The organism is Natranaeroarchaeum aerophilus (assembly GCF_023638055.1).
Classification (GTDB): Archaea; Halobacteriota; Halobacteria; order Halobacteriales; family Natronoarchaeaceae; genus Natranaeroarchaeum; species Natranaeroarchaeum aerophilum.
On the sequence record NZ_JAKRVY010000005.1, the window covers coordinates 131,845 to 147,942 of the forward strand.

Genomic DNA, 16,098 nt, shown 5'->3' on the forward strand with positions numbered 1-16,098 from the left:
CTGTACGGAGTGCCTGTATGCGGACCACACCACTTGGGACGACCGGCGAAGAAGTCAGTTCGATCTGTCTCGGCCCGATGATTTTCGGCACCGAGGTCGACCGCGAAACGTCGTTCGAGCTACTCGATCGATACTACGAAGCCGGGGGGCGGTTTCTCGACACCGCAAACAACTACGCGACGTGGATCAAGGGGTACGACGAGCCACAGAGCGAACCGCTGCTCGGTGACTGGCTGGACGAGCGCGGCGTCCGCGAGGAGATGACCATCGCGACGAAACTCGGCTTCAACTACGGCGAGACGTCCCAGAGCCTTGCGCCCGAGATCGTCGAGCAGGAGATCGCTGGCAGTCTCGACCGGCTCGGGATCGATCAGATCGACCTCCTGTACGCCCACGTCGATGACTTCGATACGCCACAGGAGGCGACGATGCGAGCGTTCCAGCGAGCCATCGACGCCGGTCACGTCCGACATCTGGGGGCGAGCAACTTCCTCGGCTGGCGACTGGCGCGAGCGAACCGGATCGCCGAGGAACAGGGGCTGACACCCTACCAGTGTGTCCAGCCACGCTTTTCGTACTACACCCCGAACCGCGGCGCTGATTTCGGTGGACAGGTAAGCGGAACCGACGAGTTACTCTCCTATGCCGCCCACGACGATCTCACTGTTCTGCCGTACTCACCGACCCTGGGCGGCTGTTACGGCCGTGAAGACCGCGGAGTTCCCGAGGGCTACGTCAACACCGAGAATCGGGTCAAGCGCGATATCGTCGACGATATTGCCGATGAAAAGGATTTGAACGGCAACCAGATCGTTCTTGCGTGGCTGCTTGGCCGCGACCAGCCCACCGTACCGATAATCGGCGTTAGTACGCAAGAACAACTCGATCAGAACCTCGCTGCACTTGATGTCGAGTTCACGGCCGACGAGCGTCGTCGGCTCGATTCCGTCGAGCAGATGGGGATCTTCCCGTGGCGCGACTGAGGGGGTAGTGTTCAACGCTTTTGCGTGGGAGATTGTTGATCCAGTTGCGTTGCTCGTATAGCTGATTGAGAGCCGCGTGTATAGCGGCTCCTGATCGATGACTCGAATCGTCGCAACCAGCGTGAATCGGCTCGGGGCTTAACCCCAAGGCGTTGCACGACGATACAACCCGATTAACACAGCAGTTTCTGCAGGAACTCCGGGAGAATCACGACATCGAACATGCCGTAATTCTTTCTCGTCGCAGTCATACTGTGTGTATATGAACAGCCCCCACAACCACGATGATCTATGACCCGAGTACTGAGTGCTGGCCACGTCAACTGGGATGTGACGCTCCGACTCGACGAGTTACCGGAGCCGGACGGTGAGGCCCGGATCAGCGCCCAGTCGAGCGGCGGTGGGGGTAGCGCCGCGAACACGGCGGTCGCGCTGTCGAGTCTCGACGTCGAGGCAGGAGTCCTCGGAAGCGTCGGCGATGACGAGAACGGTCAGCGGGTTCGTGACGAACTCGCCCAGCGCGGACTTGATCTATCCGCACTCCGGGAGATCGAGGGGGGAACGACGGCAGTCAAGTATCTCCTGATCGCCGCGGATGGCACCGTGGCGGTGCTGGGCAACGACGGCTGTAACGAGGCGGTACGGCCGGACGACATTGATCCCGGCCGGCTCGACGGGGTCGATCACCTTCACCTGACGAGTCAGCGCCCCGCAACGGCGCGTCGACTCGCCGAACTCGCGCGTTCCAGTGGTGGAACCGTAAGCTTCGATCCCGGTCGGCGGCTTCCCCACCGTGACTTTTCGGGTGCGCTCTCGCTTGCCGATCTGGTGTTCTGTAACGACCGCGAGGCCAGTGTTGTGGGCGAACTGGAGCCGGAACTACGGGCGGACTGTACGCTCGTCGTCAAACAGGGAAGCGAGGGGGCTCTGGCCATCGCGGGAGAGGAGGAGTACCACCACGCGGGGTTCGGTATCGATTCAATCGACACGAGCGGCGCGGGAGACGCGTTTGCCGCCGGATTTCTCACAGAATGGCTCGACGGCGACGATATCGAGCGATGCCTGGCTGTCGGGAACGCCTGCGGTGCGCTCGCGGCAGAGCAGCAGGGGGCCAGAACGACCCCGACGCAGGAAGCAATCGAACAGCTACTCCATCGTGAGACTGGATCTGTGGATGAGTGAGGACTTCGGACGAGTTTAGTATCCCCTGTCCCTGTTAGGAATATGCTCGGACTCGGTGCACCCTTTATGACGCTCTGGCTCTCGATAGCTGGCGCACTTATTGCTGCCGTAGCGCTGTTGCCGCTGCTGTACTTCATGAGTGAGGGACTGACACCCGCCTACGTGCTGGCAGCGCGGCGACGTGGCTGGTCGATCGAGGAGGTCTCCCTGCTACAGGCACTGTCTGCATACGTTCTTGCGACAGGAGTTCTTGGCGTGGTCTTCGGCGTCGCATACCTGCTTGTCGCCGCAACCGGGATCGCGTGGCTGATTCCGTCCGTTGCGGCTGCAGCGACTGTCACGTCAGTGGCGTACTTCCTGTTTACCCGACTGGCGTTGCCCGACGCGGACCTCGAACTTCGTCGTGCCCGCCTGCTGAAGATCCAGCTGCTCTCGACCGCGTTCCTCTACGGGCTGGTACTGATGGTCCTCGTCCCGTCGCTCGCACTCGGCGTGTGAGTGAGGTCGTATACTCACACCCACCGCGATAGCGCGCGTTTTTTGACGGCCGTTGACGAACAACCGGTATGGCAAAACAGCCCCACTTGCTCGTCGAACCGGGCGACCTGAACGAGATCGCGCTCCTTCCGGGCGATCCGGGCCGTGTCGATCGAATTGCAGGCCAGTGTGAAAACTCCGAAACTGTTGCGGAAAACCGCGAGTACAAACTCGTCAACGCCGAGTACGGCGGTACAGCCGTGACCATCTGTTCGACCGGGATTGGCTCGCCCTCTGCCGCAATTGCCGTCGAGGAGCTCGCCGCAGTCGGCGTCGAGACGTTCATCCGCGTCGGGACGACTGGTGCACTCCAGTCCGGCATCGAGATCGGCGACATGGTCGTCGCCACCGGCGCGGCCAAAGACGAGGGAACGACCGGGCGCTACGAATCGGAAACTGTGCCAGCAGTCCCCGAGTACGACGTTCTCTCGGCACTCGTTGACGGCGCGGAAGCGAACGACGAGGATGTCCACATCGGCCCCGTCGCCACGGACGACGCATTCTACGCCGAGACCGAGGAGTACGTCGAGGCGTGGGAGTCGGCGGGCGTCCTCGCCGTCGAGATGGAGGCTGCTGCGATCTTTACCCTCGCCCGACGGAAAGGACTCTCCGCGGGGGCGATCTGTACTGTCGACGGTAACCTCGTTGAGGGTACACAGAAGGGCGAGACCGACGACGACGAACTCCCCGAGAAAGCGAAAAACAACGTCGAGCGCGCGATCACGATTTCGCTCGACGCCGCGACGTCGCTGTAGACCGCTCTCCGGGTATCGAAGCCCTTATGGCTGCACTGGCCGTTCGTTGCCGTAACAACCATGTCCGAGAAACCCGCCTCTATGTATCGGCAGATAGACAAGCCCTCCTACACGCGCCGCGAGTATATGGGAGGAATTCCCGGCTCGAAGATCGCCCAGCATCAGATGGGCGACCTGCAGGCCGATCCCGACGACTACCCCGTCCAGATCAGTCTGGTCACCGAGGAAGCCGTCCAGTTGCGCCACGGCGCGCTCGAAAGCGCCCGCCTGTCGGCGAATCGCCACCTCATCAAGGAGTTCGGCGAGGGCAACTACAAGATGACCCTGCGCAAGTTCCCCCATCAGGTCCTGCGGGAGAACAAGCAGGCAACCGGTGCCGGGGCCGACCGTGTCTCCGACGGGATGCGCCAGTCCTTCGGCAAGATCGTCGGCACCGCCGCCCGGATTCCCGAAGGCGACCGCATCTTCACCGCCTGGTGTGACGTCGACCAGGCTGCCGAGGTCAAAGAGGCCTTCCGGCGATCCTACAACAAGCTCTCGCCGCCGTGTCGCATCGTCGTCGAGCGCGGCGAAGAGGAACTCGTCTCCTGAGATCGGTCGGCCGGTTTTTTGTGCGAAACAGTATCAGTAACCGCTCCCTTACAGAGCTATCCCTCGCGTAATCAATCGCATAACTAATCGGTGGGTGATCATGTGTTGGAAACACGTGACAATAGATGTCGATGCTTGGCCGAATGGTTGGGACGTTGCGCACAACTCGGGAACATACTCTGTTCTGTGAGTGCCGACAGTGCGGCACGACGCTTGATCCGACCGATCTAACCTGTCCCGAATGCGGAAGCAGTGATCTCGTGACCTACGACCTGTGAGCAGTCACCGGGATCTCACGAAAGCGCCGAAACAAACGATCGCCAGTGCTGCAAACACGCCTGCCAGCACGAGCGCGTCAGCGACGGCCGCCCCGCCAGCGGCGAGCAGACCGAACGTCCCGGCACCTCCGAGAGCAGGCGCGAGCACGTGCTCGCGAGCGACGTCGCTAGCGATCTCACGGACCTCGTCATCGCTCGGGCCGTCATCTACGTCGATCACCGACTCGACCTGTGACTGCAACTTGTTCAGGTCAGAACGAAGCGCATCGACGTCGTCATCGTATCGTGTTTCCATCTCGTTGAGTGTGCCCTCCAGTTCCTCGACACGGTCACCCGTGCTTTCCAGCTCCGCAACGCGATCGAGTGTGCCCTCCAGTTCATCGACGCGCTCGTTGATCGTCTCCAGCTCCGCGATCCGCCGGTCCGCGTCTGCAAGTGAGGACTGGAGCGAGTCGAGCCGTTCGCCAGCGTCTTCGAGGGAGTCGGACAGATCATCGACGGTCGCGACTGCCCCTTCGATCGACTCGACGCGCTCGTCGATCGCTTCGTTCGACAACTCCACTGCCCCAATCCGTCCAGCCTGTTCGTCGACCGTCTCGTTGAGGTCGTCGACGCGATCGTCGGTCGAAGACGCTTCCTGCTCGATGCGCTCGATCCGGGACTCAGTCTCCGAAACCCGTTCGCGTACAGTTTCGGTGTCGGCTTCGACGTCGTCGAGCCGCGAGACGACCCCGTCGGTCCGCTCGATCGCGGTATCCGCTCGCGCTTCGACGTCGTCAAGGTGCGTTTCGAGGTCTTCGATCCGCTCAACGGCGCTGTCGAGGTCATCTCCAGTAGTTACAAGCGACTGATCGAGGGCCGCTACCTCCGACTGCAGGTCCTCCCGTGAGTCGAGCGTCGCTTCGATATCGTCGATCCGATCGAGGAGTTCGTCTGCAGGCTCGGTCACATCGGTTTCGAGTGCTTCGATTCGTGAGCGGCTCCCGTCGAACTCCTCGCGAAGCGCCGACAGCGCGTCGTCGAGCTCGGCGACGGTTTCCTCGAGGTCGCTGTCGGGTGTGTCCTCGAGTCGACTGTCGAGCGAATGCTGTCGTTCCGCGAGGTCGTCGTGGCGCTCTCGAAGCTGCTCGACATCGTCGGCTACCGCATTCAGCTCCGAAGACAGCGATGCGAGCTCCGCATCTTCGATCTCGGCAAGCCGGGCATCGAGTCCATCGACCGCCTCGCCGAGATCAGACATCGCGGTCTGGTCGGCCTGTGCGTCGACGCGCTCGCGGAGGTCCGTGATGCGTTCGTCGAGGGCTTCGACTGTCGTGGTGCGGTCGGGTGGTACGGCGTTCTCGCCTGGGGGGCTGTCCGATCTGTCGCCTCCCGAATCGCTGGACGCCTGGCCCGAAGAAGTTGTTGCCGCCTCGCTGGCACTCCCCGACTCGACTGCAGTGGCCGTTTCCACGGACGAACGCTCGACATCCGGAGCGAGGCGCGCCCCGCGGGCGACCGCAGTGATTGGGTCCTCGAGGACGCGGAGCTCCTCGATCTCGAACGACAGATCTGCCCCGGTGAGAAGTTCGTCAAGCGTCTCGCCGATACCCGCTGGCCGGGCCGCCGAACCTGCGACAACGACCGGCAGCACCGCACCGTCGATCTCGGTGTGTTCGAGCACCGCGTCTACGACGTACGAGAGGAGGTTCTCGTAGTACATCCCGAGAACGTCGCCGTCTCCGGTCGTGAGATCGTACGTCTCGCGTTCGTCGGCGACCGTGCTCGGATCACGATCCGTCGCATCGGCGACCTGTTTGTCGATCCAGTTGCCGCCGCGGCCCAGGCCGAACTGAGCGACTGGCCGCCCATCGTCCAGCAGACAGACTTCGCTCGTCCCGGTGCCAAGCACCACCGCCACTCCGGTCGGCGCGTCGGTACCAAAGCCCGCGTAGCCTGCGGCGACGCCGCGCGTGACCGACTCCGATTCGTAGCCAAGCGACCCGAGTCGACTGTCGATCGTCCGCCGGTGAAACAGCATGTCGACGTCCCTGTCGACCGGTTCGGACGGCGCGGCGAACACTGCCCGTTCTTCCTCCTCGGCCGCTCCAAGGACCTGCTCGATCAGTAGCTCGGCCAGCACGGCGTCGACGTCGCGCTCACCGGTGAGGACGCCACCCCGTAGCAGTGACTCGACTGGTGCGTCGAACATCCCCGCGAAGTCGGTCGCACCGTTGCCGACTGCATACACCGTCCCATCACGTTCGACGTACTCGACCTCCCCGCTTGACAGCATATCGAGCACCATCTCATCGTCCGGTAGTTCGACGAAGTTCGTTCGCTCGGTCGTCGGTTCGACGCCGTCCCGTGCGACTGTGGTGAAGCGGTCGTCGATATCGAGTCCGATCGTCATTCGTGTCCGTGGTTCTCAGGGGGCCATTATGGGTGTTGTGCCGGTCGGTGGCTCACCACACGCGACCACCACCGCGTCCTGCGGTCGCGTCGAAACGAAGCCCTTAACACTCGAACTCTCCTCAGTCCGAATGCACTGGGACCGTGGGGTAGTGGTATCCTCTGCGGATGGGGTCCGTAGGACCCGAGTTCAATTCTCGGCGGTCCCATATTCTGTCGCGAACAAAAACGTGAGCGACAGTACTGTGGATGTCGACGAGAATTGAGCACGCAAGTCGCAGCCGACGAGTGACAGCGAGAATCGGCGCTTCTTGGCCATTCGCTTCTCGCAGATCGTGCCGAAGTGGTTCGCTCGTTCACTCCGGTTCATTGGTGGCTCTCCAGCGGTGATCGTTCCGAACGGTCGCCCGGACCACCACGATCATGAACCAACCCAGCACGATCGAAGCGACCCACTCCCCGGAGACCGCGGATGTCGGTATCACCACCAAGCTTTTGCAGACTCCAGAGCAAGCAGTATGTATGAGCCTCACCACCGACGATTTCGCCGAATTCCTTGCCGAGGATCCGGAGGACGATACCGATGTCCCGCTCGGAACGGCACTGAGCGAGCTGGCTGTTGATGTTGAGACTGACTCTGTCGAGGCGGTTCGAGATGTCCGCGAGCGGCTATGAAGCTCTTCCTCGATACGAACATTCTCGTCGCAGCCGTCACTGACGACACTGATCGATCCGAGCAGGCAACGAACTACTCGACGAGTTCGATGACATCTTTGTATCCGTTCTGAGCCTCATGGAACTCCGGAGCGTACTGACGAAGAAAAAGCAGTTCGAGCGCGAGCGAATTGAGCAGATAGAAAACCGCATCACCTCCCGTGCTACCATCTCGTTTCTCGATTCCTCCGACGTGATGGATGCAAACCGTCTCCAGTCCGAGACGCTACTGTACCCGATGGATGCACTTCTTATCGCAGCTGCGGACGCCGTCGATGCGACACTGATTACGTTCGATAGCGAACTTCTCGAACACGGAGCAAAGCGACCACAAGACGTGGTATGAGTTAGAAGATGTCGCTGATCGCAATCTTCGACTGATCCGTCCCGCGATAATCCCCGCTGCCGTGCTGGACGTCGCCAGCACGAACAGCGGAGCCAGCACTGCGTCGATCAGGTCGATACCATCCTCACGTCGGACCCCGTCAGGGATCCAGTTTGCATAGCGACGAGACCGGCCACGCGTGCCGCCGAAAAACGTCGGATTACCCTGGTTTGACCACCGTCTACCCGCTGGTTACAGCGCTGAGATCGTATTTATCGACGAGTACCGCGAGAGTTTCGACGTCCCCGAGGATCGGTACGATGAGTGGATGGCGGTGATGGAAGAGCAACGAGAAGAGTGCGAAACTGGTGCGAACGGCAACGGGAGCGGCGACGATCCGAACGGGGACGACGATGGTCCAGATGAGAACGGGAACGACTCCGACGACAACTCACAGGACCAGATGCCCGGATTCGGACTCGGTGCTGCAATAACTGCAATCGGCGGTGCTCTGGGTGCGAAACGGTATCTTTCTCGTAGAGACTCCGAACAGGAGTGACTGACCACCAGAACGGGTTTGGATCGTTCAGCCCGCCACGCGGCTGCGGTGGCGTGCGCTGGCCCGGTTGGGGTGGCCGAGGCGCTGTCAGGCCACCTGAAAGGGCGGTGATTTCCGAGGAGTGCACGATCGAACGAATAGTCCACATCGTGCCAGAGAGCATGCCGAGTGGTTTCGAGAGGATGGCCCTCGGCGGAGGCACAACTCGCCCAGGGGGTCAGTCCCTGCCGCGGCATGGATGTGACGTTGTAAATAATGTCACAATGTCACATTGTGTACGGATATCTACCCACCAGCTGTTTCGAGCAGCAGGGCAAATCGAACCACTTGCGAATCGTTTGATGGCACACTTGACGGCCGAATCCCGCTGAGCGACATCTCCAGTTTCGACGAAAAGAGTGCTTGAACCGCTGTCGGGGGTCCGGGCTGTGACACTGCTCGAGTACAAGTCGAAGAGCGGTGCCACTCGCTAGTTCTTTTTCTCTCAAAATATTCGAGGATCCGCTCGTGCCCTTCGATTCACTGCAACGGCTCTTCTATCGTAACTGTCCCTGCGCTTGAGACCGTGATCCGACAGCCCTGATATCGGAACGAAACGTCGACAGAGCTATCACTGGATTGTGGCGAAGCCATTAGATCGGCCAGCGCTCCGGGGTTGACGCTGTCGTATAGCGGGGGTAACTCCGTGACATCCACGTCGGTGAGGTCGGCAACGTGCTCGACGATAGTGAGAACAATATCGCTCTCCGGGTCCCCGGTCTCGTCGAACGGTATGGTCGTCTGATTCAGGGTGTCGTCGGATCGTGTGGGTTTGGATTCCGAGCGAATCATTTTGTTGCTCATGGAAACGCTACAGGACCGACCGGAATAAGGACAGAGACTGACTAGTCAGTTTCACCAGTGGCGGACTTCTCGAAGAGATGTCGGAAGACCTCCTGCTGGGCTTTTCGGAGGTGTTGATTGAACGTCTGCCGGGTGACGCCGAAGCGCTCTGCAAGTTCTTTTCCGGTGCTGGTTCGTGGCGAGTCGAAGTACCCGCTAAAGTACGCCGCATCGAGGGTTGCAAGCTGGCGGTCGGTGAGGGCAGCCTCAACAATGTCATACAGCAGATGTGGCGAGTAGACGAGCTCCTCCGAGACGAGTTCGATGTCCGGGTGAAACTCCGCAATGCCGTCCGCTGCCAGCCGATGGTCGACATCTCCGGGAAGCACTCCCGAAAATCGGACCTCGTCTCTCATCACCACGATATCCAGGGGCCGTCCCCCGAGCGACTGGAAGACTTCCGCGACCGTCGCGGACTCCGCACGCGCCTCGATGCGACTGTAGCCGTCGATCGTACTGAGTAGACGAACGTCGACGTAATGAGGCACTTCCTCGACGGCAGTGACGAAGTCACTTGCCGGCAGATCCGACGTGCCCATGTACTGAACCGTCGCACCGTCGGGCAGCGAGACGATTGATTCGACCTCGAACTGGTGCTCGCCGCGTTCGACCCGGAGTGACGGCGGCACTGCCGACCGGCTGGCTCTGAACTCGACGCGTTGCATGTGCTGGCTGCTGAGCCGCTCCTCCCGGCGTTTCAGCTCCGTGATGTCCTCGAATGCGACGAGAACGTACTCGACCGCTCCATCCTCCAGCAGCGGGGTCGCGTTGTGTGTAATCCAGCGCTGTGACCCGTCGGGACGTCCAATTCGATGTTCGTAGCCGTATTCCGGGTCACCGGTCTCAAATACGCGCGTAACTGGATGGTTGTCAGCCGAAACTGGCCCGCCGCCCTGATAGATCTCCCAGTCCGGGGAATGGTACGTCCGACCGACCAGATCTCCCCGCGCGGTGTTGAGTATCTGCGTTGCGCGGTCGTTTGCGAACACGACTTCGCCGCTCCGTTCGATCACTGCGAGGCCGATTGGGCTCGCGAGGAATACCTGGCGAGCGAGGTCAGCAGGGAGTGCGGCGTCGTCGAAAGACGCGTTCTGTGGCGTGTCAGTCATACGGATATCCTGGCCATCCGCGCTTGTGTGCGGATACATCGCGGTACGAGTTCGCTGTACAAGTGCGTTTCACCGGGGTTGCAAAGCGGTCGACCGGGAGGGCTGTCGACAGGTTCTGGCCCGACCGGCCCTGTGATCACTCTGTCTGGAACACTCGCTCCGGGAGGTACGCCGAAACCGTCCAGTTCGGCGCATTAACGATCTGGTTGATTTTCAGGTCGACGGCTGCAGAGCAGAGTACGTACGCCTGCTCGCGCGCGAGGCCCCGCTCTTCGTGAAGATGTTCCACCATCGCGCGAACCGCGTCGGCACTCGCGGTGTACAGGTCGTCGCCGACACCCGTGGTCCCGAACATCCGTTCGTCACGCCCACTCGGCGTAAACGGCCCGTCGGTCTCGAACTGTGGCGCGTCGGTCGATCGCCCGGTCTCGACGTCGAATCGACAGGTAACCGACATCGGTGCTTCGATGCCAGTCCCACAGACCTCGCCATCGCCCTGTGCGGCGTGACAGTCGCCGATGCTGAACAGGGCGTCCTCGACGTCGACAGGGAGGTACGCGGTCGACCCCGGAGTGAGGTGTTTGATGTCGATGTTACCACCCGTGGGCAGCGGGGGAAACGTCTCGAACGATCCCGACTCGGCCGGAGCGACGCCGAGGATTCCCGGAAACGGGTCGATCGGCACCTCGATACCGTCGACGAACCGGGCGACGCCGTCGTCGAGGTTCCAGATGTGGAGCATCGGCTCGGGGAACTCCTCGGCCAGCAAACCGTGTTCCATCTCCCCTGGGAGAACGAGGGTGTAGCCCCAGCCCTGATGGGAGATGTCGAGAATCTCGATGGTCAGCACGTCGCCGGGGGCAGCCCCCTGTATAGCCACCGGCCCGGTCAGCGCGTGAACCTGTTCGATATCCAGCCCGGCGAGATCGGCGACCGTCGAGTCGGCGTCAATCTGTCCGTTCGTCGCATCACGACACGAAAATTCGACGACTTCCCCGGGTTCGATCGTACAAACGGGAGAAATCTCGTTGTTCCACGAGTGATGAACGCCGTCTTCCTCGGGTGTGATGCGATGATCGGTAGTCCTGTCGTCCTCGTCCATATGGCAGCACTACGCCGACCAACAGTAAATACACTAGTTGAATAATTGAACTGATGGTGCAGTCGACTACAGGAATAGCTCGGGGGCGACGTCGGCCGAGACGTGTTCGTTCGTCGCCGACTGGGGCGGCCTCTCGGACGAGGTAGCAGTGCCAGCCCCGTCACGGGTCGGATCAGTCATCCGCGGATGCAGCACCCCGTGCACCCTCGGCGTCCTCGTCGGCAAACGGATACCAGGACTGCTTGGCGTCGGTCAGACACGGATCTTCGTAGGTCGTCTCTTCGGGCTCGCTGAGTTCGATGAGCGCTTCCGATCCCGTGGCGTCGACCCACTGGCGGAAGGTCTGTCCGGGCTCCCGATGGGCTGCGAACGCTTCGACCAGATTCTTGATCGCGCCGGGGGCCTCGTCGGCGGGGATCCGCTGTCTGATGTACTCGACAAACGATGGGTTCTCGCCGATGCCGCCGCCGACGCCGAGGTCGACCGCTTCGACCATTTCGCCGTCCTTGCGTGCACGCATGCCGAGCAGGCCGATATCGGCGGTGTTTGCGTGCCCGCAGTCTGCCGTGCAGCCGGAAAAATGCATCTTCAGCTGTGTTACGTCCTCGGGCAGTTCGACGTTGTCCCGAAGCCACCGGAGCATCACCGCCATCCGGGCCTTGGTCTCGACGAGGGCCAGCGAGCAGAACTCGGTGCCCGTACAGGCCATCCCGCCGCGGACGAACGGGTTGGGTTCGGGCTTGTGTGTTTCCAGCAGTGGCTCGTAGAGCAGTTCGTTGACGCGGTCGGCGTCAACGTCGACGATAATGGGATTCTGGCGACGGGTCAGCCGAACCTCGCCGGAACCGTATTCGTCGGCGAGGTCTGCGAGTTCGATGGCTTCCTCGGCCACGAGTCGCCCCACGGCGACGTTGATACCGACGTAGTAGTCCCCGTCGTTCTGTTCGTGGACTCCGAGGTAGTCGTGGTTGCCGTCCTCGGCAGGACGACCGGCGTTGTACGTGTACTCCTCGCGCATGTCCTCGCCCGCAGTCCGCAACTCGAAGTCGACGTACTCCGCTTCGAGCAGGTCGCGGATCCAGTCGGTTCCGTGCTCGTCGACGAAAAACCGTGTGCGGTTCTTCGAGCGGACCTCCCGATCCCCGTGTTCGTGGTAGAGTTCGACGAACCCACGGACAACGTCGAAGGCTTCGTCCTCGGTAACGAACACGTCGAGCGGTCGGGCGACCCGGGGCTCGTGACCACCGAGTCCACCGCCAACGCGGACGTTGAACCCGATGACATCCTCACCATCGATCTCCTTTTCGGCGGGTTCCAGCCCGATGTCGTTGATCGAGTCCTGTGCGCTCCCGTCCGGTGTCCCGGAGATGCTGATGTTGAACTTTCGGGGCATATTACAGAGCGCATTGTCCCCGCGGATCTCCTCCTGAAACCGGTCGAGCAGGGCCAGCGTGTCGACGACCTCGTTTTGTTCCTTGCCCGCGACGGGGCTACCGGTGATGTTTCGCATGGTGTCTCCACCTGCCGACCGGGATGTAACGCCGACCGACTCCAGTTTCTCCCAGATCTCCGGGATATCTTCGAGCTTGATCCAGTGGAGCTGGATCGACTGGCGGGTCGTCAGATCGATCCAGCCGTTGCCGTACTCCGGATTCGAGACGGGGCCCTTCGCGTAGTCCCTCGCGACCTCTCCGATCGCGCGGAGCTGTCCCGGTTCGAGGCGGCCGTTGCAGTTGGTGAGCCGCATCATGAAGTAGCTCTCCTGCCCGGAGCGCTGGTGGAAGACGCCACAGAACTTGAACCGGGAGAACCACGCCTCGCGCTCGTCCTGGGGGATCGATTCGAACCCCTCCTCGGCGAACTCGATCAGTTTCTCGCGAACCTCGTCGCTGTACAGTTCGTCTTTGAACTTCTCTTTTTTGTGAACCATCAGCGGACGCCCCGATGTTCCAACTGTAATGATTCTCCCAAACTACTGAACGAATGTGCTGTTGACATGGGTTTTGATTTGCATACGGGAATAAAAAGTTGGCTGTTTAACAAATTCAAAAATATTGGTTGGAGGAACGCGTCCGACAACATCCGCTGGTATCTGCCACATATTCCAACCAATCGAAGACGAAATTTAAATGCACAAGAAAGAGTCGCGAATTACTCGACAATCGGGAACTCGTGGTAGAACTGTAACATTTGTTCAGACCTCACCAAATACGCGTGTGAACGAACGCGCACGTTATTTCGAAGAATAGCTGATATTTTTTAAATAATGCACTCATCGGAACAGTTATCCCCATCAGTTCCGCATATTCGTGCAAGACCAGTACAGTAATGAGGAGGATCATACGTCGGGACGCCGATGCGATCGCGGATCGGGACGTCAGGGGTAGTACGAGTAGCAACGTGGGCAGGAGTACTCATCTCGACGAGCAAGATAGACGATGAGTCGCTGGATACCGACCACCTGTATGCGGTGTGCGGTCGGCTGTGGACATCTGCAACGAGGGGTAGATAAAGGGTACGGACTGGATACGGTCCGTGGGGATGCCAGTCATCCGGTTAATAATGGTCTTGCCTGTCAACGTGGGGTCAACGAAACCGCGAACCCGGATGGAGAGTGGTTAACTCGGCCGCTAATTCGGAAAGACGACGAACTCGTCCCGACCAGCTGGGATACAGCACTCGGCGTGGTCGTCGAGCGGTTCCGCGCCGCGCTCGATACCAATCCGGACGGTATCGCCGTTCTCGGGAGCGGCCAACAGACCAACGAGGCGGCCTACGCCCTGGGGAAACTGGCCCGGGGCGGCTTCGGAACGCGGTACTACGACGCCAATACGACGCTGTGTATGGCCTCGGCGGTCACAGCCTACTATCAGGCGTTCGGGAGCGATGCGCCCCCGCCGACCTACGATGACATTCCCGAAGCGAAGACACACCTCGTCTGGGGAGCGAACCCGGCCGCGGCCCATCCGGTAATGTACCGCTGGATCGCCGATAGCGCTGCGGACGACGACAGCCAGATGATCGTCGTCGATCCTGTTGCGAGCGAAACTGTCGACGACGCTGACGAGCACGTCCAGCTGGAGCCCGGGACGGACCTTGCCTTTGCCCGGGCCATCCTCGCCCAGCTCGTCGAGGACGACGCGATCGACGAATCGTTCATCGAGTCGGCGACGGTTGGCTTCGACAGATTGCGCGAGGAACTACCTCCCGTGGAGAGCGCTGCGGCCACCGCAGGCGTCTCGGTCGAGACGGTCGAGCGCGTCGCGGCGGCGTTCGAGGATCCGACACTCGTCTACTGGGGGATGGGGATCAACCAGAGCGTGCAGGGAACCGCCACGGCACGGGCGCTCATCGACCTCTGTCTGGCAACCGGTAATCTCCGCCCGGGGAGCGGTCCATTCTCACTGACCGGACAGGCCAACTCGATGGGGACCCGACTCTGTTCCTCGAAGGGGACGTGGCCGGGCCACCGTCCATTCGACGCGCCGGAACACCGGGAAACGGTCGCCGAGACGTGGGGCGTACCCGTCGACCGGCTGCCGGATGATCCGGGTCCCGGGCCGGTCGGCATCGTCGACGCACTGGCCGAGGACGGTCCGGAGGCCTGCTGGACGGTGGCGACGAACCCCGTTGCGGGGATGCCCGATGCCGACCGGGTCAACGAGACGCTCTCCGACACGTTCCTCGTCGTCCAGGACGCGTTCATGACCGAGACCGCAGAACTCGCAGATGTCGTCCTTCCAGCGGCGACGTGGGGAGAGTCGGAGGGGACCGTCACCAACATGGAGCGGACCGTCTCGCGGGTTCGAGCAGCGACCGAAACACCCCCGAAAGTGCGGCAGGACATCGATATCATCGCGACCATCGGCCACCGGCTCGACGACGACCTGTTCGAGCGACCGGTTCTCGAACCGGAATCGGCGTACGAGGAGTTTCGAGAGCTGACGGCGGACACTCCCGCGGATCTTTCCGGGATCACGTACGAGCGTCTGGAGTCCGAGTTGGCTGTTCGCTGGCCCGCTCCCGGGACCGATTCGCAGGGCGGCTATCGGTACTATTCCGAGGACGGCTGGAGGTTCCCGACCGACTCGGGGCGGGCACAGTTCTCTACCGGTATGCACGGTGGGCTTGCAGAGCCGGCCGACGAACAGTATCCCCTGACACTGACCACCGGCCGAGAGCCCGACGCATACAACACCGGCGTCCGAACCCGTGGCGAGGAGACCACAGACCTACCGGTCGCGCGGATCCATCCGGAGACGACGATGAGCCACAGCGAGGCCTTCGAGCGCGGGGAGACTGTTGTCGCCTCGCGCCGGGCGTCAGTGACAGTCTCGGTCCAGCCGGACGAGGGCATCCCGGAGGGCGTGATCTGGCTGCCGATCCACCATCCGGCGGTCAATACGCTCACGCTCCCGACCGTCGATCCGGAGTCCGACGAACCGAACTTCAAACAGTGTGCTGTTAGATTGCGTGCACCAGCTGACAACTGAGAGTCCGTATCGGATTCGTCTTTGAGGGCAGTTTGCCTATTTCTCTGCCCACGGGTATGTTCGACAGCTCGGGACAGGAGTTTACCTGTCGCTCTCTGGAAGCCAGGAAGTCAACCCGAGAGTCGGAAGGCTCATACCGAACGGATCCTGACCGGAAAATCACACGCCAACGAGGGAGCAGCAAGCTGCCTACGCGA

14 protein-coding genes, 1 tRNA gene and 1 pseudogene are annotated in these 16,098 nt (G+C 61.4%); 11 read left to right on the top strand and 5 right to left on the bottom strand.

Features of this window, described 5'->3' with window-relative positions; translation table 11 throughout:
• The first annotated feature begins 17 nt into the window (after positions 1-17).
• The 6 genes from AArcSt11_RS10485 to AArcSt11_RS17250 all read left to right on the top strand — a co-directional run bounded on the left by AArcSt11_RS10485 (position 18) and on the right by AArcSt11_RS17250 (position 4,326).
• Positions 18-983 (top strand): aldo/keto reductase, encoded by a 966-nt coding sequence (locus AArcSt11_RS10485; protein WP_250596906.1) that lies wholly within the window; start codon positions 18-20, stop codon positions 981-983.
• Between the two features lie 291 nt (positions 984-1,274).
• Entirely contained in the window at positions 1,275-2,165 is an 891-nt protein-coding gene (locus tag AArcSt11_RS10490; protein WP_250596908.1) for an ATP-dependent ribose-1-phosphate kinase, read from the top strand.
• 42 nt (positions 2,166-2,207) lie between these two features.
• Entirely contained in the window at positions 2,208-2,663 is a 456-nt protein-coding gene (locus AArcSt11_RS10495) for a hypothetical protein (RefSeq protein ID WP_250596910.1), read from the top strand.
• A 68-nt stretch (positions 2,664-2,731) separates the two neighbouring features.
• Positions 2,732-3,457, top strand: coding sequence for a guanosine phosphorylase (locus AArcSt11_RS10500; protein WP_250596912.1), 726 nt, complete (start codon positions 2,732-2,734; stop codon positions 3,455-3,457).
• 60 nt (positions 3,458-3,517) lie between these two features.
• Complete coding sequence (locus tag AArcSt11_RS10505) at positions 3,518-4,048, top strand: 50S ribosomal protein L16 (protein WP_250596913.1); 531 nt, start codon at positions 3,518-3,520, stop codon at positions 4,046-4,048.
• A gap of 143 nt (positions 4,049-4,191) precedes the next feature.
• Positions 4,192-4,326 (top strand): zinc-ribbon domain-containing protein, encoded by a 135-nt coding sequence (locus tag AArcSt11_RS17250; protein ID WP_353617754.1) that lies wholly within the window; start codon positions 4,192-4,194, stop codon positions 4,324-4,326.
• Positions 4,327-4,330: 4 nt separating this feature from the next.
• Here the strand turns inward: AArcSt11_RS17250 and AArcSt11_RS10510 are convergent, their stop codons facing one another.
• Positions 4,331-6,718: a disk-shape morphogenesis protein volactin gene (locus AArcSt11_RS10510; protein ID WP_250596915.1), complete on the bottom strand. Its 2,388-nt coding sequence runs from the start codon at positions 6,716-6,718 to the stop codon at positions 4,331-4,333.
• A gap of 137 nt (positions 6,719-6,855) precedes the next feature.
• Here AArcSt11_RS10510 and AArcSt11_RS10515 point away from each other — a divergent pair.
• The 4 genes and pseudogenes from AArcSt11_RS10515 to AArcSt11_RS10530 all read left to right on the top strand — a co-directional run bounded on the left by AArcSt11_RS10515 (position 6,856) and on the right by AArcSt11_RS10530 (position 8,315).
• Positions 6,856-6,926, top strand: a tRNA-Pro gene (locus AArcSt11_RS10515).
• 313 nt (positions 6,927-7,239) lie between these two features.
• Positions 7,240-7,392, top strand: coding sequence for a hypothetical protein (locus tag AArcSt11_RS10520; RefSeq protein ID WP_238478685.1), 153 nt, complete (start codon positions 7,240-7,242; stop codon positions 7,390-7,392).
• Positions 7,389-7,777: pseudogene (locus tag AArcSt11_RS10525) on the top strand (PIN domain-containing protein). Before AArcSt11_RS10520 ends, AArcSt11_RS10525 begins: the two are co-directional and overlap by 4 nt.
• A gap of 178 nt (positions 7,778-7,955) precedes the next feature.
• The gene (locus AArcSt11_RS10530) at positions 7,956-8,315 is read left to right on the top strand and encodes a hypothetical protein (RefSeq protein ID WP_250596919.1); all 360 of its coding nucleotides are present in this window, start codon (positions 7,956-7,958) and stop codon (positions 8,313-8,315) included.
• Positions 8,316-8,834: 519 nt separating this feature from the next.
• Here AArcSt11_RS10530 and AArcSt11_RS10535 read toward each other — a convergent pair.
• The 4 genes from AArcSt11_RS10535 to AArcSt11_RS10550 all read right to left on the bottom strand — a co-directional run bounded on the left by AArcSt11_RS10535 (position 8,835) and on the right by AArcSt11_RS10550 (position 13,338).
• On the bottom strand, positions 8,835-9,158 hold the full coding sequence (locus AArcSt11_RS10535) for a HalOD1 output domain-containing protein (protein WP_250596921.1): 324 nt from the start codon (positions 9,156-9,158) through the stop codon (positions 8,835-8,837).
• Between the two features lie 41 nt (positions 9,159-9,199).
• Positions 9,200-10,306, bottom strand: coding sequence for a helix-turn-helix domain-containing protein (locus AArcSt11_RS10540; protein ID WP_250596923.1), 1,107 nt, complete (start codon positions 10,304-10,306; stop codon positions 9,200-9,202).
• A gap of 136 nt (positions 10,307-10,442) precedes the next feature.
• The gene (locus AArcSt11_RS10545) at positions 10,443-11,408 is read right to left on the bottom strand and encodes an acetamidase/formamidase family protein (RefSeq protein WP_250596924.1); all 966 of its coding nucleotides are present in this window, start codon (positions 11,406-11,408) and stop codon (positions 10,443-10,445) included.
• Between the two features lie 172 nt (positions 11,409-11,580).
• Positions 11,581-13,338, bottom strand: coding sequence for a nitrite/sulfite reductase (locus AArcSt11_RS10550; RefSeq protein ID WP_250596926.1), 1,758 nt, complete (start codon positions 13,336-13,338; stop codon positions 11,581-11,583).
• Positions 13,339-13,846: 508 nt separating this feature from the next.
• Between AArcSt11_RS10550 and nasA the strand changes: the two genes are divergently transcribed.
• The gene (gene nasA / locus AArcSt11_RS10555) at positions 13,847-15,901 is read left to right on the top strand and encodes an assimilatory nitrate reductase NasA (protein ID WP_250596927.1); all 2,055 of its coding nucleotides are present in this window, start codon (positions 13,847-13,849) and stop codon (positions 15,899-15,901) included.
• Positions 15,902-16,098: the final 197 nt, after the last annotated feature.